The sequence below is a fragment of the Streptomyces sp. NPDC093094 genome, assembly GCF_044754345.1.
Taxonomy (GTDB): Bacteria; Actinomycetota; Actinomycetes; order Streptomycetales; family Streptomycetaceae; genus Streptomyces.
In genome coordinates, this window is the sequence record NZ_JBIVOX010000039.1 from 11,467 (window position 1) to 37,039 (window position 25,573).

4 protein-coding genes are annotated in these 25,573 nt (G+C 73.6%); all 4 read right to left on the reverse strand.

Annotated elements, in window-relative coordinates; translation table 11 throughout:
* Positions 1-68 precede the first annotated feature (68 nt).
* Positions 69-11,879, reverse strand: a complete 11,811-nt coding sequence (locus ACIQGV_RS39270; protein ID WP_402504195.1) for an SDR family NAD(P)-dependent oxidoreductase — start codon at positions 11,877-11,879, stop codon at positions 69-71.
* Complete coding sequence (locus ACIQGV_RS39275) at positions 11,876-22,669, reverse strand: beta-ketoacyl synthase N-terminal-like domain-containing protein (protein WP_402504197.1); 10,794 nt, start codon at positions 22,667-22,669, stop codon at positions 11,876-11,878. The genes ACIQGV_RS39270 and ACIQGV_RS39275 overlap by 4 nt, the downstream gene beginning before the upstream one ends.
* 73 nt (positions 22,670-22,742) lie before the next feature.
* The gene (locus ACIQGV_RS39280; protein ID WP_402504200.1) at positions 22,743-23,465 is read right to left on the reverse strand and encodes a 4'-phosphopantetheinyl transferase; all 723 of its coding nucleotides are present in this window, start codon (positions 23,463-23,465) and stop codon (positions 22,743-22,745) included.
* 23 nt (positions 23,466-23,488) lie between these two features.
* Positions 23,489-25,573: type I polyketide synthase (locus ACIQGV_RS39285; RefSeq protein ID WP_402504202.1), on the reverse strand; the 2,085-nt coding region annotated here is incomplete at its 5' end.

Below are 25,573 nucleotides of genomic sequence, written 5' to 3' on the forward strand. Positions count from 1 at the left end.
GGGGACGTGCCCCGGGCCGGGCCGGGGCGAGAGGGGCCGCCGCGGACGACGAGGGCCCCGAAGCCGGATCACAGGCCGCCGAGGACGGCGTCGAGCGCCTTGTCCATGTCCTCGGCCGACAGCTCCCCGGCCGCCTGGAGCGCGTCGTCGGCGCCGGCGGCAGGGGCCGCGTCGGGCCGGGCGAGTTCCAGGAGCCGGTCGAGCAGACCGCTCTGCCGCAGCCGCTCCGGGGTGACCCGGGCCAGCGCCCACTGGGCGGCCTGCGCCGGATCGGACGGCGGGACGTCGGAGACGGCGGTTCCCGCCGCCGCGGACGTCGACGGCGTCAGGGCGAGCCGGCCGTGCAGGAAGTCGGCGATGGCCCGCGGTGTCGGATAGTCGAACGCCAGGGTGCTGGGCACGGCCACCTGGGTGTGCTTGGCGATGCGGTTCTTCAGCTCGACCGCCATCAGCGAGTCCCAGCCGAACTCCCGCATCGGCTTGTCCTGCGGCACGGGCGCCGTGAGACCGAGCACCGCGGTGATCTCCTGCTGGACGAAGCGGCGCAGCGAGGTGGCGCGCTCCTCCTCGGGCAGGCCGGCCAGCCGGTCCCGGAACGCGGACGCCTGTTCCACCGCCTGCCCCGCCTGCCTGGGCCGGGGCCGCACCAGGGCGCGCAGCAGAGCGGGCAGCCGGTCCTCGCCGGCCCGCTGGAGCACACCCAGGTCGAGCCGGGCCGGCACCAGGTGCGGCTCGGGCCGGACGAGGGCCGCGTCCAGGAGCGCGAGCCCCTGCTCCACGGTCATCGCCCGGGCGCCCTGACGACGCATGCGGGCCAGTTCGGCCTCGCCGAGCGTGGCGGTCATGCCGCTGCCGCCCTGCGCCCACAGGCCCCAGGCGAGGGACTGCGCGGCAAGGCCCTGGCGGCGGCGGTGCGCGGCGAGCGCGTCCAGGAAGGCGTTGGCGGCGCCGTAGTTGCCCTGTCCGGGCGAGCCGAGGGTGCCGGCCACCGAGGAGAACATCACGAACGCGGCGAGCGGGGTCTCACGGGTCAGCTCGTGCAGATGCCAGGCGCCCGACAGCTTGGGCGCGAGCACCCGCTCGAACCGTCCGGCGGTCTGATTGCGTACGACGCCGTCGTCGAGGACCGCCGCGAGGTGCACCACACCGGTCAGCGGGTGCTGCGGCGCGACCTCGGCCAGGGCGCGGGCGGCGCCGTCGCGGTCGGCGACGTCGCAGGCGGCCAGCCGCACCGACTCGGCGCCCGCGGCCCGCAGTTCGTCGGCCAGCTCGGCGGCACCCGGTGCGGCGCCGCCCTGCCGGGAGGTCAGCACCAGATGGCGTACGCCGTGACGGGCCACCAGACGGCGGGCCACCTCGCGGCCCAGCTCGCCGGTGCCGCCGGTGACGAGCACGGTGCCGTCCGGGTCGAGAGCGGGCGGCGCGGTCAGCACGATCTTGCCGGTGTGCCGGCCCTGCGCCATGTACCGGAACGCCGCGGGCGCCTCGCGCACGTCGTACGCCAGATACGGCAGCGCCTCGATGGTGCCCTCGCCCAGCAGGGCGGACAGTTCGGCGAACATCCGCTGCATGTGGTCCGGCTCCAGCGACATCAGGTCGAAGGCGCTGTAGCGGACACCGGGGTGCTGTGCGGCGATCTGCCCGGGGTCGCGGATGTCGGTCTTGCCCATCTCCAGGAACCGCCCGCCGCGCGGCAGCAGCCGCAGGGAGGCGTCCGTGAACTCCCCGGCCAGCGAGTTGAGGACGACGTCGACGCCCTCGCCGCCGGTGGCGTCCCGCCACAGCTGCTCGAATCCGGTGTCACGGGAGGAGGCGATGCGGTCGTCGGCCAGGCCGAGCCCGCGCAGCGCCGCCCACTTGCCGCGGCTGGCCGTGCCGTACACCTCGGCGCCCAGATGACGGGCGAGCTGCACCGCGGCCATGCCGACGCCGCCGGCCGCCGCGTGCACCAGCACCCGCTCCCCGGCGCGCAGCGCGCCCAGCTCGGTGAGCGCGTAGTACGCGGTGAGGAACGCCAGCGGGACGGTCGCGCCCTGCTCGAAGGTGAGCGTGTCCGGCAGCGGCGCCATCAGCCGTCCGTCGCCGCACACCTCGGTGCCGAACGCGCCGAGGGCCAGACCCATCGCCCGGTCGCCGGGACGCAGATGGCTCACCCGGGCGCCCGTCTCCACCACGACGCCCGCGAACTCCAGGCCCAGCGCGGGCGTCTCGACCATGCCGAGGGCGTTGAGCACGTCACGGAAGTTCATGCCCGCGGCGCGCACCGCGACCCGCACGTCGTGCTCGCCCAGCGGCCGGGAGGAGTCCACCGGCACCGCTTCGATGCTGTCGATGCTGCCCTTCTCCCGGATGTCCAGGTGCCAGGCGCCGCCGGTGGGCGGGGTGAGCGCCCCGCCGCGCCGCGCGGGCACGAGCCGCGGCGCGTACACGGCGCCGGCGCGCACCGCCAGTTCCGGCTCGTCGTCCAGCGCCAGCACACCGGCGGCCGGACCCGACCCGGGTTCGGTGCCGTCCAGGTCGACCAGCCGCAGCACCCGGTCCGGGTGTTCGCCGCGTACGGCCCGCAGCAGCCCCCACAGCGGAGCGGCGGCCAGGTCGCCGACGGTGTCCTCGGGGCGGGCGGCGACCGCGCCCCGGGTCAGCCAGACCACCCGGGCCCGCTCCAGACGCGGCTCACCGAGCAGCCCCTGGAGTGTGCCGAGCGCACCGAGCGTGACGGCCCGCGCGGACGCCTGTACGTCGTCATCGGCCGGGGTACCGGCCCCGGCGGTCGCGTCCACGACGATCAGCGGGGCGTCCGGCCGGACAGCCAGCAGTTCGTCGAGGTCCGCGCACCACGGCACGCCCAGGGCGGCCGCCACGGATGTGTCGGGGCCGCCCAGCACGACGGTGCCCTCGGGCACGGCGTCCGCCGCGGGCGGGTCCACCGGCTGGAAGTCGACGCGGTACAGGTCGTCGTCGGCGGCCGGCGCGCTGACCCGCAGCTGCTCGGCGCTCGCCTGCTGGACCTGGAGCCCCGCCGCGTACAGCACGGGCTCGCCGGCCGGGTCGGTCGCCAGCAGCGTGACGGCGAGGCCGCCTTCGCCACCGGTGCCGGTGAGCTCGACGCGCACGCGCAGCTCGGTGGCGCCGGTCGCGTACAGGGTGACGTCCGTCCACGCGAACGGGAGCAGCACCGTGTCCTCGGGCCGTTCGCCGGTGTCCACCCCGGCGAGCGTGTGCAGGGCGGCGTCGAGCAGGGCCGGATGGATCCCGAAGCCGTCGTCGGCACCGGGGCCCCCGCTCTGCGGGGCGGGCAGGACGATCCGCCCGTAGGCGACGCCGTCGCGCCGTGCCAGGCCGGCCAGCCCGCGGAAGGCGGGTCCGTAGTGCAGACCCTGGCCGCCGAGAGTGTCGTAGAACCCTTCGAGGGGCTGCGGCTCGGCGCCGGGCACCGGCCAGTCGAGCAGCTCGCCGAGGCCCTCGTGGCGCCCGTCGGCGGTGTCGTCGGCCAGTTCACCGGTGACGTGCGCGGTCCATGCGCCGGGCTCCGCCGACGTCTCCGGCTGGGAGTGGATCGTGAACGTCCGGCGGCCGTCCTCACCCGCCGCCCCGACCCGCACCTGAAGCCGTACGGGGGTGTCCTCGGTGAGGACGAGGGGCTGGGTGAGGGCGAGTTCGGCGACGCGTGCCGCACCGACGGCGCGGGCCGCGGTGAACGCCAGCTCCAGCAGTCCGGTGCCGGGGACGATGACCGCGCCGAAGACGGAGTGGTCGGCGAGCCACGGCTGGTCGGCGAGCGACAGCCGCCCGGTCAGCAGATGGCCCTCGCCGTCCGCGAGCGCCACGACGGCGGCCAGCCAAGGGTGTTCGGCCGGTACGAGACCGGTGTTCCGGGTGCCGGAGCGTCCACCGCGGGTGGTCTCCAGCCAGTGGTGCTCGCGCTGGAAGGCATAGGTGGGCAGGGCGACGGCCCGGCCCCCGGCCAGCACCCGGTCGAAAGCGAGATCCTCACCCGCCACATGCAGCGCGGCAAGCGCACGCACCAGGGCACGGACCTCGTCCACGGCATCGCCGTCGGAACGCGGAGCACGCTGGGAGGCGACGAACACCGCCTCCTCCTCCACACACCCGGCACCCATCGCCGACAGCACCGCCGCCGGACCGCACTCCAGATACCGCGCGATACCGGAATCCTCCAGCGTGCGCACCGCGTCCAGGAACCGCACCGCCCCACGCACCTGACGCACCCAGTACCCCGGGTCGGCCAGCTCCTCCACGCCCGCCCAGCCACCGGTCACCGTCGACACCAGCGGAATCACAGGCGCACCGAACGTGCAGGAGGCGGCGACCTGCTCGTACGCGGCGAGCATCGCGTCCATGTGCGGCGAATGGAAAGCATGCGACACCACCAGCGCACGCGTGCGGCGACCGGCCGCCGCGAAGTGCGCGACCACCGCCTCCACCGCCGCACGGTCACCACTGACCACCGTCTGCGCAGGCCCGTTCAGCCCGGCCACCGAGATCCGGCCCCCCACCGAGGCCAGCACCCCGGCCACCTCCGCCTCCGGCGCCTCCACCGACGCCATCGCGCCGCCCGCCTCGCACGCCTGCATCAGCCGGCCCCGCGCCGCCACCAGCCGCGCCGCATCCGCCAGATCCAGCACCCCCGCCACATGCGCGGCCGCCAGCTCACCCACCGAATGCCCCGCCACCGCGGCAGGCACGATCCCCCACGCCTGCCACAGGCGGAACAACGCCACCTCCACCGCGAACAGCCCCGGCTGAGCAAACTCCGTCTGATGCACCAGCTCCGCATCCGCACTGTCCCCGGCCGCGAACAGCACCGCCGACAACGGCACCCGCAGATGCGGATCCAGCGCGGCAGCCACCCCGTCGAACGCCTCCCGGAACTCCGGGAACACCCCGTACAGAGCACGCCCCATCCCCAGACGCTGACTGCCCTGACCCGTGAACAACACCCCCAGACCACCGGCGACAGCCACACCCTCCACCACATCCGGATGCGCCCGGCCCCCGGCCAGCGCCCGCAGGGCGACGACAAGGTCTGCCGTGTCGTCCGCGGTGACGCCGGCCCGGTGCTCGAAGTGCGTACGGTGCAGGGCGGCGGTCGCGGCGATGTCGGCGAGGGCCGTGTCACCGGAGGCGTCGAGGTGGTCGGCCCAGCGTCCGGCCTGGGCGCGCAGGGCCGCCTCGTCACGGCCGGAGACCACCACCGGCAGCGGGCCGGGACCGGCCTCGGCGACCGGTTCGGCGGCCTCGCGGACCGGGGCCTCCTCCAGGACGACGTGCGCGTTGGTGCCGCTCAGGCCGAACGACGACACACCCGCACGGCGGATGCGGCCGGCCTGCGCCGCCCAGGGCCGCGCGTCGTCGAGCAGGGCGAGCCCGCTGCCGTCCCACTGGATGTGCGGGCTCGGCTCGTCGGCGTAGAGCGTCTTGGGCAGAGTGTCGTTCTGGAGGGCGAGCACCATCTTCATCACGCCCGCGACACCGGCGGCGGCCTGCGCGTGTCCGATGTTCGACTTCGACGAACCCAGGTACAGCGGCCGGTCCGCGGCCCGCTCCGGCCCGAAGACCTCGGCCAGGGCGCCCGCCTCGATGGGGTCGCCGAGCGGGGTGCCGGTGCCGTGCGCCTCGACGGCGTCGATGTCGGCCGGGGTGAGCCGGGACGCGGCCAGCGCGTCCTGGATCACCCGCTGCTGGGACGGGCCATTGGGGGCGGTCAGCCCCTGGCTGCGGCCGTCCTGGTTGACCGCCGAGCCGCGGATGACCGCGAGCACCTGGTCACCGTCGCGCTCCGCGGCCGACAGCCGCTTCAGCACGAGAATGCCTACGCCGTCGGACCAGCCCGCGCCGTCGGCCAGTGCCGAGAAGGACTTGCAGCGGCCGTCGGGCGCCATGCCCTTGAGCCGGGAGAACTCCACGAACAGCCGCGGGGTGCTCATCACGGTGACGCCGCCGACCAGTGCGAGTTCGCACTCGTCCTGGCGCAGCGCGCCCGCGGCGAGGTGCAGGGCGACCAGGGAGGAGGAGCAGGCGGTGTCGATCGTGACCGCCGGGCCCTGGAGACCGAGCGCGTAGGAGACACGGCCGGAGACGACACTGCTGGCGTTGCCGGTGCTGACGTAGCCGTCGAAGGCGTCGAGCTCGCGGCCCTGCTCACCGTAGTCGGAGCTCATGGCGCCCAGGTAGACGCCGGTGCGGCTCTCGGAGAGCGTGCCCGGGCGGATGCCCGCGCGCTCCAGCGCCTCCCAGGCGGTCTCCAGGACGAGCCGCTGCTGCGGGTCCATGGACAGCGCCTCGCGCTGGGAGATCCCGAAGAACGCGGCGTCGAAGCCCTCCACGTCATGGATGAAGCCGCCCTCGCGGGCATAGCTCTTGCCGGCGGCCTCCGGGTCGGGGTCGTAGACGTCGAGTTTCGCCCAGCGCGGGGGCAGCCCGCTGACGGCGTCGCCGCCGGACGCGAGGAGGTCCCAGTACTGCTCGGGGGTGTCGATGCCGCCGGGCAGGCGGCACGCCATCGACACCACCGCGATCGGTTCGTCGGCTCCGACCGCCTTGCGGCGTACGGCGGCCTTGGTGCGGCCCGTGCCCTGCGCGGGCGCCAGCTTGTCGAGCAGCAGTCCGGCGATCGCGGCCGGTGTCGGGTAGTCGAAGGCGAGGGTGGAGGGCAGCGTCAGTCCGGTCTCGGCGGACAGACGGCGGCGCAGTTCGACCGCCATCAGCGAGTCGATGCCGAGTTCCTTGAGGACCTGCTGGGCGCCGATCCCGTCGGCACTGCCGACGCCGAGCACCACGGCCGCCTCACGCTGCACCAGCCCGGTCAGATACGGCACCCGCTCCGGCTCCGCCAGCGCGGCCAGCCGCTCCCGCAGGCCCGAGGGCGCCACGGCGGCCTCACCCGCACGCCTGCGCGCCGGACGGACCAGGCCACGCAGCAGGCTCGGCACCTCCTCCTGCCGCATCAGAGCCGTGAGTTCGAGTTTGACGGGCACGAGGTGGGCGGGCGCCGACTCCGCGAGCGCCGCGTCCAGGGCGGCCAGTGCCTGCCGCTCACTCAGCGCACCCACACCGGAACGACGCAGCCGCGCCAGCTCCGCCTGGCCGAGGGAGGCGGTCAGACCGATACCGGCCTGCTGCCACAGCCCCCACGACAACGACGTACCCGGCAGACCCTCCGCCCGACGCCGCACGGCCAGCGCGTCCACGAACGCGTTCGCCGCCGCATAGTTCGCCTGCCCGGCACCACCAAGGACACCCGCCGCCGACGAGAACAGCACGAACGCCGCCAGATCCAGGCCCAGCTCACGCGACAACGCATCCAGATGCTCCGCACCCGCCGCCTTGGGACCCCACACCCCCGCCAGCCGCTCGGCCGACTGCGCCGACAGCACACCGTCGTCCAGCACCGCCGCCAGATGGAAGATCCCCGTCCAGGGTTGACCGGTGTCACCGAGGACCGCCCGCAACTGCTCACGGTCGGACACGTCACAGGCAGCGACCTGCACACTCTCCGCACCGGCCCCGGTCAGCTCCGCCACCAGCTCCCGCGCACCAGGCGCGTCCAGGCCACGCCGCGAGGTCAGCACCAGGTGCCGCACCCCGTGCTCACGCACCAGATGCCCGGCCACCGCCCGGCCCAGCTCACCCGTGCCACCGGTGACCAGCACCCGGCCGTCGTCCGCGAACCCCGCCCCGGCCGGGACGGCGTCCGCACGCACCAGGCGGGCGACCCGTATCTCACCGTCCCGGACGGCGACCTCGGGCTCACCGGCCACCGCCAGCGCCCGCTCCACCCCGTCGGCGGACAGCTCCTCCACGTCGACCAGCCGGATCGACCGGTCCGGGAACTCGCCCCGCACCGCCCGCACCAGACCCCACACACCCGCATGGGACAGATCACCGATCCGGCCGTCACCGGCATCCACCGCACCCCGGGTGACCCACACCAGCTCGGCCCGCTCCAGCCGCGGCTCGGCCAGCAGCTCACGCGCCAGCCCCAGCGCACCGGCTGCCGACTCCGACGCACCCGACCCGGCCACGGTGGCATCCACCACCAGCCGGCCCGGAGCGTCCGAACCCTCCTCCAGCCCGGCGAACAACTCAGCCGACCCGGCGAACGCCTCCGCGCCCAGGCCACGTGCCAGCTCGCCCGCCCCACCGAGGACCCAGACGTCGCCCTGCGAACCCTCCTCCAGGGCCCGCGGCGCCTCGAAGGTCACCCGGTACAGGTGCCCGGCCGGTCCACCGGCCCGCACCTGATCCGCCGACGCCTCACGGATGCGCAGACCCCGCGCACTGAGGACCGGTCGGCCGGCGGTGTCCGCGACCGTCAGGGAGAGGTGCTTGTCCGTGGCGGGGTCCAGCTCGATACGGACCCGCAGTTCCGTGCCGCCCGCGGCGTACAGCTCCACCTCGGTCCACTCGAACGGCATGAACACCGGCCGCTCGGTCCCCTCCTCCCGGCGCACCCCGACCAGGGTGTGCAGGGCGGCGTCGAGGAGAGCGGGGTGCACGCCGAAGCCGTCGGCCTTCATGCCCTCGGGAAGACGTACGACACCGTAGGCCGTGCTGCCCTTGCGCCACAGCTCGGTCAGGCCCTGGAAGGCGGGACCGTAGACCAGCCCGCGTGCGGCGAACGCCTCGTAGAAACCGTCCAGCTCCACCCGCTCCGCACCCGCCACCGGCCACTGCGCAAGCTCCGCGAGCACCGGGGGCTCCGCGGGCACATCGGCCAGCTCACCCGTCGCATGACGGCGCCACTCCGCGTCCTCGGGAGCGTCCTCCGCCCGGCTGTACAGCGCGAGCGGGCGGCGGCCCTCGGCGTCGGGGGCGCCCACGACGACCTGAAGGCGCACCGGGGTGTCCTCGCTCAGGACCAGCGGCTCCAGGAGGGTGAGCTCCTCGACCCGCTCGGCACCGACGTGGTGTGCGGCGGTCAGGGCCAGTTCGAGCAGACCGGTGCCGGGCACGAGAACCGTCCCGAACGCGGCGTGCTCCGCAAGCCACGGCTGCTCCGCCAGCGACAGACGACCCGTCAGCAGGTGTCCCTCTCCGTCCGCCAGCCCGAGCGCCGCGCCCAGCCAGGGGTGCTCGGCGACCTCCAGACCGACGGACCGCACGTCACCGGACGACTTGGCTGTCTCCAGCCAGTAGTGCTCGCGCTGGAAGGCGTAGGTGGGGAGGGCGATCGCCGTGCCGGTGCCGAGCACCTTGTCCCAGTCCAGCTGGTGGCCCTGGACGTGGAGCAGGCCCAGGTTGCGCAGGAGCTGGGCGTGGGTGCCGTGGTTGCGGGCGAGCGAGCCGACGACGATACCGCCGCGCTCGGCGCTGCCGTCGGTGAGCGGCATCGACAGCACCGGGTGGGCGGAGATCTCGACGAAGACCGTGTGACCGTCGTCGAGGAGCCTGTTCAGGGCGCGGTCGAAGCGGACCGGCTCACGCAGGTTGCGGCACCAGTACGTGCCGTCCAGCTCGATGCCGGTGGCGACCTCACTCGTCACGGTCGAGTAGAGAGGGATCTGCGCCGTCTGCGGCGTGAGGTTCTCGAACTCGGTGGCCAGGCCCGGCAGGAGCGGGTCCATCTGGGCGTTGTGGGAGGCGTAGTCCACATTGATCCTGCGGGCGTAGACGTCCTTGGCCTGGAGCTCGGTGACGATCTGCCCGATCGCCGAAGCCTCACCGGAGATGATCGTCGAACCCGCCGTGTTCACCGCCGCGACCGACAGGGCCTCCCCGTAGGGGGCGAGGAACTCCTCCACCTGCGCCACCGGGCGCTCGATCAGCGCCATCCCGCCCTGACCCGCACACGCGAGGACCGCCTGCGAACGCGCCGCGACGATCTGCGCGCCCTGCTCCAGGGTGAGCGCACCGCTGACCACCGCCGCGACGACCTCGCCCTGCGAGTGACCGACAACGGCCGACGGCTCGACACCGAGGGAGCGCCACAGCGCGGACAGGGCGATGCCCATCGCGAACAGGGCCGGCTGGACCACGTCGACCCGGTCGAAGGGCGGGTGCTCCCCGTCCTCACCGGCCAGGACTTCCCGCACCGACCAGCCGGTGAAGGGGCGCAGCGCCGCGTCGCATGCCTCGACCGTCTCCCGGAACACACCGCTGGTGGCCAGGAGTTCACGGCCCATGCCGACCCACTGCGAGCCCTGGCCGGGGTAGACGAACACGACCTTTCCGCGCTGTTGCGCGGTGCCGGTCACCACCGCGTCATGAGCACGACCCTCGGCGAGGGCTTCCAGCGCCTCCACCAGCTCGGTCGTACCGGCGGCGACGACGCTGGCCCGCGACTCGAAGTGCGTACGGTGCCGGGCCGCCGTGACGGCGACGTCGGCGAGCGCCACGTCCTCGCGGCCGGACAGCCAGGACGCCCAGCGCCCCGCCTGCTCCCGCACCGCAGCCTCGCTGCCACCCGACACCACCACCGGCACCGGACCCCGCACCTCGTCCGACGACGACGGCTCGGAGACGGGCGGCTCCTCCAGGACGACGTGGGCGTTGGTGCCGCTCAGCCCGAACGACGACACACCCGCACGACGCGGACGCGCGGCGTCCCGCACCCAGGTGCGGGCCTCGTCGAGCAGGGCCAGTCCGCTGCCGTCCCACTGGATGTGCGGGCTGGGCTCGTCTGCGTGAAGGGTCCTGGGCAGAAGGCCGTTCTGGAGAGCGAGGACCATCTTGATGACGCCGACGACACCGGCGGCGGCCTGCGCGTGTCCGATGTTCGATTTCGACGTGCCCAGGTACAGCGGCCGGTCCGCGGCCCGCTCCGGCCCGAAGACCTCGGCCAGGGCGCCCGCCTCGATGGGGTCGCCGAGCGGGGTGCCGGTGCCGTGCGCCTCGACGGCGTCGATGTCGGCGGGGGTGAGCCGGGACGCGGCCAGCGCGTCCTGGATCACCCGCTGCTGGGACGGGCCGTTCGGCGCGGTCAGCCCCTGGCTGCGGCCGTCCTGGTTCACCGCCGAGCCGCGGATCACCGCCAGCACCCGGTCCCCGTCACGCTCCGCGGCCGACAGCCGCTTCAGGACCAGGACACCGGCGCCCTCCGCCCAGCCCGCACCGTCGGCGGCGGCCGAGAAGGACTTGCAGCGGCCGTCCGCCGCCATGCCCTTCAGCCGCGAGAACTCCACGAACAGGGCGGGTGTGCTCATCACGGTGACGCCGCCGGCAAGAGCCAGCTCGCACTCGCCCTGCCGCAGTGCCTGTACCGCCAGGTGGACCGAGACGAGGGAGGAGGAGCAGGCGGTGTCGACGGTGACCGCCGGGCCCTGGAGCCCGAGGGTGTAGGAGACACGGCCGGAGACGACGCTGCTGGCGTTGCCGGTGCTGACGTAGCCGTCGAGGGCGTTGAGGTCGTGGCCCTGCTGGTTGCCGTAGTCGGAGCTCATGGTGCCCAGGTAGACGCCGGTACGGCTGCCGCCGAGCGAGTCGGGGCGGATGCCCGCACGCTCCAGCGCCTCCCAGGACGCCTCCAGGACCAGCCGCTGCTGCGGGTCCATCGACAGCGCCTCGCGCGGCGAGATCCCGAAGAACGCGGGGTCGAAGCCCTCCACGCCCTCGATGAAGCCGCCCTCGCGGGCGTAGCTCTTGCCGACCGCCTCCGGGTCCGGGTCGTAGACCCCGAGCCCTTCCCAGCGTGACGGCAGACCGCCGACCGCGTCACCGCCGGAGGCCAGCAGCTCCCAGAACCCCTCCGGGGTGTCGATGCCACCGGGCAGCCGGCACGCCATCGACACCACCGCGATCGGCTCGGTGCGGGCCGCGCGCTCGGCGGTGAGTTCCTTCTCGGTCTCGACGAGCGCGTTCGCCGTGCGCCGCAGATACGCCTCGAGTTTTTCGAGCTTCCCGACTTCGGACGCGCTCATTCGCTCACTCCAAGCTTGCGATCCAGGAACTGAAGAAGGTCATCGGTGCTGCCGGTGTCGATCTCGGCTTCGGCTTCCGGCTGTTCGCCCACGGCGGCTGCGTTCTTGGCCAGGCCGTCCCGCAGGGCGAGGAGTCCGGCCGCGAGCCCCTGCTCCTCCAGCTGGGACGGGGCCGCGGCGCGCAGCAGCTCGACGAGGCTGTCGATCTGGTTGCGGGTGAGGCGCTGGGTGCCGCCCGCTCCGGCCTGCGTGCCGCCGGAGGCGACGGCCAGCTTGGCCAGGAGCAGGGCCGCGACGGCGGACGGGGTCGGGTGGTCGAAGGCGAGGGTGGAGGGCAGGGACAGTCCGGTCTCGGCGGACAGACGGCGGCGCAGTTCGACCGCCATCAGCGAGTCCATGCCGAGTTCCTTGAGGACCTGCTGGGCGCCGACACCGTCCGTGCCGGACAGCCCGAGGACGGTCGCCGCCTCGCGCTGGACCAGTTGGGTCAGGTGCGGCAGCCGTTCGGTCTCCGGCAGGGCGAGCAGCCGCTCGCGCAGTCCGGAGGGAGTGCCGCCGCCGCCCGGTTCTCCGGCCCGGCGGCGCGGGGCGCGCAGCAGGTTCCGCAGGAGTACGGGGACACCGCCGGCGTTGTCGGCCTGCCTCTGCAACGAGGTGAGTTCGAGTTTCACGGGGACGACGTGCGGGTGGGGAAGGCCCAGTGCCGCGTCGAGGGCGGCCAGTGCCTGCCGCTCACTCAGCGCACCCACACCGGAACGACGCAGCCGCGCCAGTTCCGCCTGGCCGAGGGAGGCGGTCAGACCGATACCGGCCTGCTGCCACAGCCCCCACGACAACGACGTACCCGGCAGACCCTCCGCCCGACGCCGCACGGCCAGCGCGTCCACGAACGCGTTCGCCGCCGCATAGTTCGCCTGCCCGGCACCACCAAGGACACCCGCCGCCGACGAGAACAGCACGAACGCCGCCAGATCCAGGCCCAGCTCACGCGACAACGCATCCAGATGCTCCGCACCCGCCGCCTTGGGACCCCACACCCCCGCCAGCCGCTCGGCCGACTGCGCCGACAGCACACCGTCGTCCAGCACCGCCGCCAGATGGAAGATGCCCGTCCAGGGGTGCTTCGCGTCCGCCGTGGCCAGGGTCATGGCGACGTCCTCGCGCCTGCCGACGTCACAGGCGACGACCTGCACGCTCGCGGCACCGGCCCCGGTCAGCTCCGCGACCAGCTCCTGCGCACCGGGGGCTTCCAGGCCGCGCCGCGAGGTCAGCACCAGGTGGCGCACCCCGTGCTCACGCACCAGATGCCCGGCCACCGCCCGGCCCAGCTCACCCGTGCCACCGGTGACCAGCACCGTGCCGTCGGGGTCGAGGGCACCGGCGACCGGCCGCGTCTCGCCGTCCGGGCCGGACTGCGCCGTCCGTACGAGGCGGGCGGTCCGTATCGCGCCGTCGCGGACCACGGTCTCCGGCTCGTCCGTCAGGGCGACGGCCCGGGACAGCAGTGCCTTGCCGGCGGGGTCCTCGCCCAGGTCCACCAGGCGGATCGCACGCTCGGCGTACTCGCCGCGCGCCGCGCGGAGCAGACCCCACAGCGGCGCCGTGCGCAGCTCGCGGGTCTCGTCGTCAGCGCCTGTCGCCGAGCGGGTGACCCACACCAGCTCCGTGCCGTCCAGCCGGGATTCGCCCAGCAGACGCTGGAGCGTGTGCAGTGCGGCAGCGGTCAGCTCCAGCGCGGCACCTGCGATGTCACCGTCACCGCTCGCCGACGCCACCGGCGTCGTCGCGTCGACGACCAGCCGGGCGGGCGCCGCGGCCCCGTCGTCGAGGCGGGCAAGCAGTACATCCACATCAGCCACATGGTCGGCCTCCAGGGTCTCGGACACCCCGGCGTCCCCGCCGAGGACCCACGTGCCGCCGGCCGGTGTCTCCTGCTCGGGCAGGACACGCAGCGTCCGGAAGTCGACGCGGTAGAGGTGCTCGGCGGACTCACCCGCGCGGATCTGCTCCGCGGTGGCCTCCCGGATCACGAGCCCGTCCGCCTGCGCGAGGGGCCGCCCCGCCGGATCGGCGACCTGGACCCGGGCCTGGGTGCCGGACTCCTCCAGGTCGATGCGGACCCGCAGTTCCGTGCCGCCCGCGGCGTACAGCTCCACGCCGGTCCACTCGAACGGCAGGAACACCGGCCGCTCGGTCCCCTCCTCCCGGCGCACCCCGACCAGGGTGTGCAGGGCGGCGTCGAGGAGAGCGGGGTGCACGCCGAAGCCGTCGGCCTTCATGCCCTCGGGGAGACGTACGACGCCGTAGGCCGTGCTGCCCTTGCGCCACAGCTCGGTCAGGCCCTGGAACGCCGGGCCGTAGACCAGTCCGCGTGCGGCGAACGCCTCGTAGAAACCGTCCAGCTCCACCCGCTCCGCACCCGCCACCGGCCAGGCCGCCAGCTCGCCGAACGCCGAGGTGTCCGGGTCGGGAGCGCCCTCGCCCAGCTCACCGGCGGCGTGCTGCCGCCACTCGGCCTGGTCGTTGCCCTCCGCGCGGCTGTACAGCGCGAGCGGGCGGCGGCCCTCGGCGTCGGGGGCGCCCACGACGACCTGAAGGCGCACCGGGGTGTCCTCGCTCAGGACCAGCGGCTCCAGGAGGGTCAGCTCCTCGACCCGCTCGGCACCGACGTGGTGTGCGGCGGTCAGGGCCAGTTCGAGCAGACCGGTGCCGGGCACGAGAACCGTCCCGAACGCGGCATGCTCCGCAAGCCACGGCTGCTCCGCCAGCGACAGACGGCCAGTGAACAGATAGCCGTCGTCCGCCGCCGTCGCCGTCACCGCACCCAGCCACGGATGCTCGGACGCCTCCAGACCGACGGACCGCACGTCACCGGACGACTTGGCTGTCTCCAGCCAGTAGTGCTCGCGCTGGAAGGCGTAGGTGGGGAGGGCGATCGCCGTGCCGGTGCCGAGCACCTTGTCCCAGTCCAGCTGGTGGCCCTGGACGTGGAGCAGGCCCAGGTTGCGCAGGAGCTGGGCGTGGGTGCCGTGGTTGCGGGCGAGCGAGCCGACGACGATACCGCCGCGCTCGGCGCTGCCGTCGGTGAGCGGCATCGACAGCACCGGGTGGGCGGAGATCTCCACGAACACGGTGTGACCGTCGTCGAGGAGCTTGGTGAGGGCGCGGTCGAAGCGGACCGGCTCGCGCAGGTTGCGGCACCAGTACGTGCCGTCCAGCTCGATGCCGGTGGCGACCTCACTCGTGACGGTCGAGTAGAGGGGAATCTGCGCCTGGCTCGGACTGATCCCCTCGAACTCGGTGGCCAGGCCCGGCAGGAGCGGGTCCATCTGCGCGTTGTGGGAGGCGTAGTCCACATTGATCCTGCGGGCGTAGACGTCCTTGGCCTGGAGCTCCGCCACGATCCCGGCGATGGCGTCCGCCTCGCCGGAGATGATCGTCGAACCGGCCGTGTTCACCGCCGCGACCGACAGGGCCTCCCCGTAGGGGGCGAGGAACTCCTCCACCTGGGCGACGGGGCGCTCGATCAGCGCCATGCCGCCCTGCCCGGCACACGCCAAGACGGCCCGGGAACGGGCCGCGACGATCTGCGCACCCTGCTCCAGGGTGAGCGCCCCGCTGACCACCGCCGCGACGACCTCGCCCTGCGAGTGACCGACGACGGCCGACGGCTCGACACCGAGAGAGCGCCACAGCGCCGACAGGGCGATACCCATCGCGAACAGGGCCGGCTGGACCACGTCCACCCGGTCGAACGGCGGGTGCTCACCCTCCTCACCCGCCAGGACCTCCCGCACCGACCAGCCGGTGAAGGGACGCAGCGCCGCGTCACACGCCTCCACCGTCTCCCGGAACACCTCACTCGTGTCCAGGAGTTCACGGCCCATGCCGACCCACTGCGAGCCCTGGCCGGGGTAGACGAAGACGACCTTTCCGCGCTGTTGCGCGGTGCCGGTCACCACCGCGTCATGAGCACGACCCTCGGCAAGGGCCTCCAGCGCCTCCACCAGCTCGGTCGTGTCCGCCGCGACCACGCTGGCCCGCGACTCGAAGTGCGTACGGTGCCGGGCCGCCGTGACGGCGACGTCGGCGAGCGCCACGTCCTCGCGGGCGGACAGCCAGGACGCCCAGCGCCCCGCCTGCTCCCGCACCGCAGCCTCGCTGCCACCCGACACCACCACCGGCACCGGACCCCGCACCTCGTCCGACGACGACGGCTCGGAGACGGGCGGCTCCTCCACGATCACATGCGCGTTGGTGCCGCTGAGGCCGAAGGACGACACACCCGCACGGCGGATGCGGCCGGCCTGCGCCGTCCAGGGCCGCGCTTCCTGCACCAGTTCGAGGCCGCTGCCGTCCCACTGGATGTGCGGGCTGGGCTCGTCGGCGTGAAGGGTCCTGGGCAGAGTGTCGTTCTGGAGGGCGAGGATCATCTTCATCACGCCGACGACACCGGCGGCGGCCTGCGCGTGTCCGATGTTCGACTTCGACGAGCCGAGCCAGACCGGTGACCCGGCGTCCCGTCCCGGCCCGAAGACCTCGGCCAGGGCGCCCGCCTCGATGGGGTCGCCCAGCGACGTGCCCGTGCCGTGCGCCTCGATCGCGTCGATGTCCGCCGGCGAGAGGCCGGCGGCTTCGAGCGCGGCCTGGACGACGCGCTGCTGGGACGGGCCGTTCGGCGCGGTCAGACCCTGGCTGCGGCCGTCCTGGTTGACGGCGGAACCCCGGATCACCGCCAGCACCCGGTCCCCGTCACGCTCCGCGGCCGACAGCCGCTTCAGGACCAGGACGCCCACGCCCTCCGCCCAGCCCGCACCGTCGGCGGCGGCCGAGAAGGACTTGCAGCGGCCGTCCGCCGCCATGCCCTTCAGCCGCGAGAACTCCACGAACAGGGCGGGCGTGTTCATCACCGTCACACCGCCCGCGAGGGCGATGTCGCACTCGCCCGAGCGCAGGGCGCCCGCGGCGAGGTGCAGGGCGACCAGGGAGGAGGAGCAGGCGGTGTCGACGGTGACCGCCGGGCCCTGGAGCCCGAGGGTGTAGGAGACACGGCCGGAGACGACGCTGCTGGCGTAGCCGGTGCTGGTGTAGCCGTCGAGGGCGTCGAGGTCATGGCCCTGGTGGCCGTAGTCGGAGGTCATGGCGCCGAGATAGACACCGGCGTCGGTGCCGCCGAGCGAGTCGGGGCGGATGCCCGCGCGCTCCAGCGCCTCCCAGGCGGTCTCCAGGACGAGCCGCTGCTGCGGGTCCATCGAGACGGCCTCACGCGGGGAGATCCCGAAGAACGCGGCGTCGAACTGTTCGATGTCGTCGATGAAGCCGCCCTCGCGGGAGTAGCTCTTGCCGATCGCCTCCGGATCCGGGTCGTAGACCCCGAGCCCTTCCCAGCGCGAGGGCAGGCCGCCGACCGCGTCGCCGCCGGAGGCCAGCAGCTCCCAGAACCCCTCCGGGGTGTCGATGCCACCGGGCAGCCGGCACGCCATCGACACCACCGCGATCGGCTCGTTCGTCTCGGCGGCCCCCCGCTTGCGTCCTGTGTTCCTGGACCGGGCGGGGACGGCCTGCGTGAGGTCCAGCTTGTCGAGCAGCAGTCCGGCGATCGCGGCCGGGGTCGGGTAGTCGAAGGCGAGGGTGGAAGGGAGGGTCAGTCCGGTCTCGGCGGACAGACGGCGGCGCAGTTCGACCGCCATCAGCGAGTCGATGCCGAGCTCCTTGAGGACCTGCTGGGCACCGATCCCGTCGGCACTGCCGACCCCGAGCACCACGGCCGCCTCACGCTGCACCAGCCCGGTCAGATACGGCACCCGCTCGGCACCCGCCAGCGCGGCCAGCCGCTCCCGCAGGCCGGACGGCGCGCCCGCTGCCGAGTCGGCACGCTTCCTGCGGGCCTTCAGAAGGTTCCGGTAGAGGGCAGGGGCCGGCTCTCCACCGTCCACCGCCCGCTGGAGGGAGGCGAGTTCGAGTTTGACGGGCACGAGGTGGGCGGGCGCCGCCTTCGCGAGCGCCGCGTCCAGGGCGGCCAGCGCCTGCCGCTCGCTCAGCGCACCCACACCGGAACGACGCAGCCGCGCCAGCTCCGCCTGCCCCAGCGACGCGGTCAGACCGATACCGGCCTGCTGCCACAGCCCCCACGACAACGACGTACCCGGCAGACCGTCCGCCCGACGCCGCACGGCCAGCGCGTCCACGAACGCATTCGCCGCCGCGTAGTTCGCCTGCCCGGCACCACCAAGGACACCCGCCGCCGACGAGAACAGCACGAACGCCGCCAGATCGAGGCCCAGCTCACGCGAGAGGACGTCCAAGTGCTCCGCACCCGCCGCCTTCGGACCCCACACCCCCGCCAGCCGCTCGGCCGACTGCGCCGACAGCACACCGTCGTCCAGCACGGCCGCCAGATGGAAGATCCCCGTCCAGGGCCGCCCACCGTCACCGAGGACCGCCCGCACCTGGGCGCGGTCGGACACGTCGCAGGCGACGACCTGCACACTCTCCGCACCGGCCCCGGTCAGCTCCGCCACCAGCTCCCGCGCGCCGGGGGCTTCCAGGCCGCGCCGCGAGGTCAGCACCAGGTGCCGCACCCCGTGCTCACGCACCAGATGCCCGGCCACCGCCCGGCCCAGCTCACCCGTGCCGCCGGTGACCAGCACCCGGCCGTCGTCCGCGAACCCCACACCGGCAGGAACAGCGTCCGCGCGGACCAGGCGGGCGACCCGTATCTCACCGTCCCGCACGGCCAGTTCGGGCTCACCGGCCACCGCCAGCGCCCGCTCCACCCCGTCGGCGGACAGGTCCTCCACGTCGACCAGCCGGATCGACCGGTCCGGGAACTCGCCCCGCACCGCCCGCACCAGACCCCACACACCCGCATGAGCCAGATCACCGATCCGGCCGTCACCGGCATCCACCGCACCCCGGGTGACCCACACCAGCTCGGCCCGCTCCAGCCGCGGCTCGGCCAGCAGCTCACGCGCCAGCCCCAGCGCACCGGCTGCCGACTCCGACGCACCCGCCCCGGCCACGGGCCCGGTGGCATCCACCACCAGCCGGCCCGGAGCGTCCGAACCCTCCTCCAGCCCGGCGAACACCTCGGCGTCCAGAGCACGAGCCAGCTCCCCGGCCCCGCCCAGAACCACCGTCTCGACGTCCGGGCCGTCCTCCAGGACCCGCGGCGCCCGGAACTCCACCCGGTACAGATGACCCGCCGAACCACCCGCCCGCACCTGATCCGCCGACGCCTCACGCAGGGTGAGGGCGTCGGCCAGGACTACGGGCCGGCCCGCCGGATCCACCACGGTCACCCGCAGGGTGCCGGCCGTGTCGTCCAGCTCGATGGCGACCCGTACCTCGTCGGTCGCCGACGCGTACAGCTCCACGCCCGTCCACTCGAACGGCAGGAGAGCCGTCCCGGTGAGCACCGGGTCCGCGCTCTGCACACTGACCAGGCCGTGCAGGGCGGCGTCCAGCAGGGCGGGGTGCACGCCGAAGCCGTCGGCCTTCATGCCCTCGGGAAGGCGTACGACGCCGTAGGCCGTGCTGCCCTTGCGCCACAGCTCGGTCAGGCCCTGGAACGCCGGGCCGTAGACCAGTCCGCGGGCGGCGAAAGCCTCGTAGAAACCGTCCAGCTCCACCCGCTCCGCACCCGCCACCGGCCACTGCGCAAGCTCCGCGAGCACCGGGGCGTCCGGCTCCGAGACCGTCTCGGCCAGCACGCCCGCGGCGTGCCGGCGCCAGGCCGTGTCCTCGGGGTCGTCCTCGGAACGGCTGAAGACCGCCACGGGACGACGCCCCTCGGCCTCCGGGGCGCCGACGACGACCTGAAGGCGTACGGCCCCGTCCTCGGCCAGGACCAGCGGCTCCAGGAGGGTCAGCTCCTCGACCCGCTCGGCACCGACGTGATGGGCGGCGGTCAGGGCCAGTTCGAGCAGACCGGTGCCGGGCACGAGAACCGTCCCGAACGCGGCATGCTCCGCAAGCCACGGCTGCTCCGCCAGCGACAGACGGCCAGTGAACAGATAGCCGTCGTCCGCCGCCGTCGCCGTCACCGCACCCAGCCACGGATGCTCGGACGCCCTCAGCCCCACCGAGCGCACATCGCCCGCGAGCTTCGCGGTCTCGATCCAGTAGCGCTCACGCTGGAAGGCGTAGGTGGGGAGGGGAAGGAGGGAGCCGGTGGGCAGCACCTTGTCCCAGTCCAGCTGGTGGCCCTGGACGTGGAGCAGGCCCAGGTTGCGCAGCAGACGCTCGAAGCCACCCTGTTGACGGGCAAGGGAGCCGACGACGATGCCGCCGCGGTCGGCGCTGCCGTCGGTCAGCGGCATGGACAGCACGGGGTGGGCGGAGATCTCGACGAAGACCGTGTGGCCGTCGTCGAGGAGCCTGTTCAGGGCGCGGTCGAAGCGGACCGGCTCACGCAGGTTGCGGCACCAGTAACCGCCGTCCAGCTCCGTGCCGTCGGCAATCTCACTCGTCACGGTCGAGTAGAGAGGGATCTGCGCCGTCTGCGGCGTGAGGTTCTCGAACTCTGCCGCCAGGCCCGGCAGGAGCGGGTCCATCTGCGCGTTGTGGGAGGCGTAGTCCACATTGATCCTGCGGGCGTAGACGTCCTTGGCCTGGAGCTCCGCGACGATCCCGGCGATGGCGTCCGCCTCACCCGAGATGATCGTCGAACCCGCCGTGTTCACCGCCGCGACCGACAGGGCCTCCCCGTAGGGGGCGAGGAACTCCTCCACCTGGGCGACGGGGCGTTCGATCAGCGCCATCCCGCCCTGACCGGCACAGGCCAGGACCGCCTTCGAGCGGGCCGCGACGATCTGCGCGCCCTGCTCCAGCGACACCGCCCCGCTGACCACCGCGGCGACGACCTCGCCCTGCGAGTGACCCACCACCGCGGCAGGCTCGACACCGAGAGAGCGCCACAGCGCGGACAGGGCGATGCCCATGGCGAACAGGGCCGGCTGGACCACGTCGACGCGGTCGAAGGGCGGGTGGTCTCCCTCCTCACCGGCCAGGACTTCCCGCACCGACCAGCCGGTGAACGGGCGCAGCGCCGCGTCACACGCCTCCACCGTCTCCCGGAACACCTCACTCGTGTCCAGGAGTCCACGGCCCATGCCGACCCACTGCGAGCCCTGGCCCGGGTAGACGAACACGACCTTCCCGCGCCGCTGGGCGGCACCGGTCACCACCGCGTCATGAGCACGACCCTCGGCGAGAGCTTCCAGCGCCTCCACGAGAGTGGTCGTGTCCGCCGCGACCACGCTGGCCCGCGACTCGAAGTGCGTACGGTGCCGGGCCGCCGTGACGGCGACATCGGCGAGCGCCACGTCCTCGCGGGCGGACAGCCAGGACGCCCAGCGCCCCGCCTGCTCCCTCAGGGCCTCCTCGCCCTGACCCGACACCACCACCGGCACCGGACCGGGGCCGGTCTCGGCGACCGGCTCGGCGGCCGACTCGGAGACGGCCGGGGCCTCTTCCAGGACGACGTGGGCGTTGGTGCCGCTCAGCCCGAACGACGACACACCCGCACGACGCGGACGCGCGGCGTCCCGCTCCCAGGAACGCGCCTCCTGCACCAGCGCAAGACCACTCCGGTCCCACTCGACCAGCGGACTGGGCTCACCGGCATGCAAAGTCTTCGGAAGCACCCCGTGCTGCAATGCCAGCACCATCTTGATCACACCGACCACACCGGCCGCAGCCTGCGCATGCCCGATGTTCGACTTCGACGAACCCAGCCAGACCGGTGACCCGGCATCCCGCCCCGGACCGAACACCTCGGCCAGCGCACCCGCCTCGATCGGATCACCCAACGACGTCCCCGTGCCGTGCGCCTCGATCGCATCGATGTCCGCCGGAACCAGCCGCGCCGCGGCCAGCGCATCCCGGATCACCCGCTGCTGGGAGGGACCGTTCGGCGCCGTCAGACCCTGACTGCGCCCGTCCTGGTTCACCGCCGAACCCCGGATCACCGCCAGCACCCGGTCCCCGTCCCGCTCCGCCACCGACAGCCGCTTCAGGACCAGGACACCCACGCCCTCCGCCCAGCCCGCACCGTCCGCGGCGGCCGAGAAAGACTTGCAGCGGCCGTCCGCCGCCATCCCCTTCAACCGCGAGAACTCCACGAACAACGACGGCGCACTCATCACCGTCACACCACCGGCAAGAGCCAGCTCACACTCCCCCTGCCGCAACGCCTGCACCGCCAGATGCACCGCCACCAACGACGACGAACACGCCGTGTCCACCGTGATCGCAGGACCCTGAAGCCCCAGCGTGTACGACACCCGGCCCGACACCACACTCGACGCCTTGCCCGTACTCACATAACCGTCGAGCGCATCCAGATCACGGCCCAGATCCCCGTAATCCGAACTCATCGTCCCCAGATACACACCCGTACGGCTCTCACCCAGCGAATCCGGACGCACCCCCGCACGCTCCAGCGCCTCCCACGACGCCTCCAGCACCAGCCGCTGCTGCGGATCCATCGACAGCGCCTCACGCGGCGAGATCCCGAAGAACGCGGCATCAAAACCCTCCACGCCCTCGATGAAGCCGCCCTCGCGGGAATAGCTCTTGCCGACCGCCTCCGGGTCCGGGTCATAAAGACCCAGCCCCTCCCAGCGCGACGGCAGACCGCCGACCGCGTCACCACCACCGGCCAGCAGCTCCCAGAACCCCTCCGGGCTGTCGATACCGCCCGGCAGCCGGCACGCCATCGACACCACCGCGACCGGCTCACGCAACCGCGCCTGACGCACCTCAAGATCCGCCGCACGCTTCTGCAACGCACGAATCGCAGGAAGAGCAGCTTCCATCCGGTCCTGGTTCGACATCGACACCTCGAGCCTCTCTGCGCTGTCACCGCGAGCGAACGACGTCCCGGAGGGACAAGCCAGGGACTTCACCACCCAACCGGGCAGGACTTGAGCGGTGGTCGACCTGCTCTGGGGACGCGGCAGGCAGGTGCACTGCGGTGGCGACCAGACCGTCGGCCACGATCCAGCGACCGGTGAAGCGGCGGTACGGCGAGTCCGGCACGAGGAGGCGTGCGGTGAACGTGCCGGTGGTGCCGCCGGCGTCCGTGCGGAAGTCCAGCGACGCGTCCTCGAACGACAGGTTGCGCCGGAAGTGCGGGAACCATGCCTTGTAGACGGCCTCCTTGGCGCTGAAGAGCACGGTGTCCCAGCAGATGCCGGGGTGGGCACGCTCCAGCGGTGCCAGGCAGTGCAGTTCCTCGGCGCGGGCGATCGTCTCCAGCACGCCGTCGGGCAGCGGGAGGTGGCTTTCCGCGTCGATGCCCAAGGCTGCCGTGCCGGTGGTGCGGGCGACCGCGGCGGCCCGGTAGCCCCGGCAGTGGGTGATGCTGCCGGTGACCCCGTCCGGCCAGCGGGGTGCCCCCGACGGGCCGGACGGGACGGGCGCCGGGGGCAGGCCCAGGCCGGCGAGCGCGCGGCGGGCGCAGTGCCGTGCCGTCGTGTACTCCTGGCGCCGCGCGGGCACGGCGTGGCGGACGTATGTCTCCTCCTCGGGCAGAAGCCCGTCCGGCGTGGCCGTGTCGTCGTGTGCGACGGCGGTGGCCACGCCGGAGGGGAGGATGCGTTCGATCACCTTTCGGCGGCGGCGCCGGCCGGGGCCGGGGTGTGTGCGCGGTCGAGGGTGTCGAGCCAGTCGGCGACGACCGCGGCGGTCGGTTCGGCCGCGTCCTCCATGATGGTGAAGTGGTCCGCCTTGACGGCCCGGTAGTGGTGGGCGGGGTCCCAGGGCTGGGCCCGCCATTCGCCGGTGTCGGGGACGGACGCGTCGGTGCTGGGGAAGAAGGACTCGTCGGCGCCGACGAAGAGGGTGTCCGCCTCGACGTGCGGCAGGCCGAAGCTGTGCAGCAGGTCGAGGTACGCCTTCATCGCGGACAGGGCCGCGCTGTCGGAGAGTCCGAAGGCCGCGTCGCGTTCGATCAGGGCCACCGACATCTCCTCGATGACGCGTGCGGTGGCCCGGTCGACGCCGCTCACCTGGTAGGTGTCGACGATGACGACGCCGGCGGGCGGGGTGCCCAGGCTCTGTTCGAGGTGCGCGGCGACGGAGTTGGCGACGATGCCGCCGGAGGAGTAGCCGAGCAGCACGAACGGTTCGCCCTCGGCAGCGGCGAGCACGCTCTGCGCGACGACCCGGGTGACGGCCTCCGCGCTGGTGGGCAGCGGCTCGCCGGGGGCGAAGCCGCACATCGGGAGGGCGGAGACGTGCCGTGCGCCACGGAACCTCGACGCGAAGCGGGCGTGCTGGTGGACGCCGCCCATGGCCATGGGCGTGGCCAGGCAGATGAGCCGTGGGCGGGCCGGTCCGTCGGCCAGGGTCACGGGGGCGGGCAGCCGCTCCAGGTCGTCCGGCGAGGTGAAGGTCGGCCGCAGGTCGGCGACGGCGCGCAGCAGCGCGTATCCCTGGTCGGACTTGCCGGAGAGCACGGCGTCGCGGAACAGGTCCTGGGTGGTCGGCTCGCCGTGGGCGGCGGGCCGCGGGGCGCCGGGAGCCGCCTGTGCCGCGCGGGCGGGCCGGGTCTCGTAGGTCAGGCGGAGCGTGCGGGCCAGACCGCTCGGGGTCCTGCTGTCGAAGACGATCATGGCGGGGAGGGTGAGTCCGGTCGCCTTCTGGAGCCGGGCGCGCAGTTCCATGGCGCCGAGGGAGTCGAATCCGGCTTCGAGGAAGTCGCGGTCGATGTCGACGGCGTCGGGGCTGTCGTGGCCGAGGACGACGGCGGCGTGGGTCTGCACGAGTTCCTGGAGGACCCGTTCCTGCTGGGTCTCCCCGAGGGCGGCGAGGCGTCGGCCGAGGTCGTCGTCGGTGCCGGCGCCCGTACCGGGGCGTCGGGTGCGGCGGGGCAGGAGGCTGCGGAACAGCGGCGGTGCCTCGTCGTGGCCGAGGCCCTTGAGGTCGAGCCGCATCGGCAGCAGTACGGGATCGTCGAGGGTGAGGGCGGTCGCCATGAGGTCCAGGCCCTCCTGCTCGCCGAGTTCCTGGACGCCGGCCCGGTTCAGGCGCCGGCGGTCGGCCTCGCTGAGGTCGCCCGCCATGCCGGCGTCGTCGGCCCAGGGACCCCAGGCCAGTGACTGGGCGGGCAGTCCCTGGGAGCGGCGGTGCTCGGCGAGCGCGTCGAGGAAGGTGTTGGCGGCCGCGTAGCTGCCCTGGCCGGGGCTGCCGAGGACGCCGGCTCCGGAGGAGAAGAGGACGAAGGCGTCGAGGCCGAGGGTGAGTTCGTGCAGGTTCAGTGCCGCGTCGACCTTCGGCCGCAGTACGCCGTCCAGGCGTGCGGGCGTCAGGGACGAGATCACCCCGTCGTCGAGGACACCGGCCGCATGGACAACCCCGGTCACCCGCTCGCCGTCGTCCGCCAGCCGCTCCAGCAGCTCGCCCAGTGCCGTGCGGTCGGCGACGTCGCAGGCATCCACCCGCACCTCCTGTGCACCGGCCTCCTTCAGCCCGGCCACGACCTCGTCCATGCCCGGCACCGCGGCACCGCGACGGGAGACGAGGGCCAGACGCCGTACGCCGTGGTCGGTCACGAGGCGGCGGGCGACGAGCCGGCCGAGGGTGCCGCCGGCGCCGGTGAGGAGGACGGTGCCGGTGCCGAAGGACACCCCACCCTCCTCGCCCTCACCCACGGGGACCCGGGACAGACGAGGCTCGAACACCTCACC

Coding starts and splice junctions, on each gene's coding strand:
- ACIQGV_RS39270 (WP_402504195.1), bottom strand. CDS start 11,879: ATGAGCGCGTCCGAAGTCGGGAAGCTCGAAAAACTCGAGGCGTATCTG.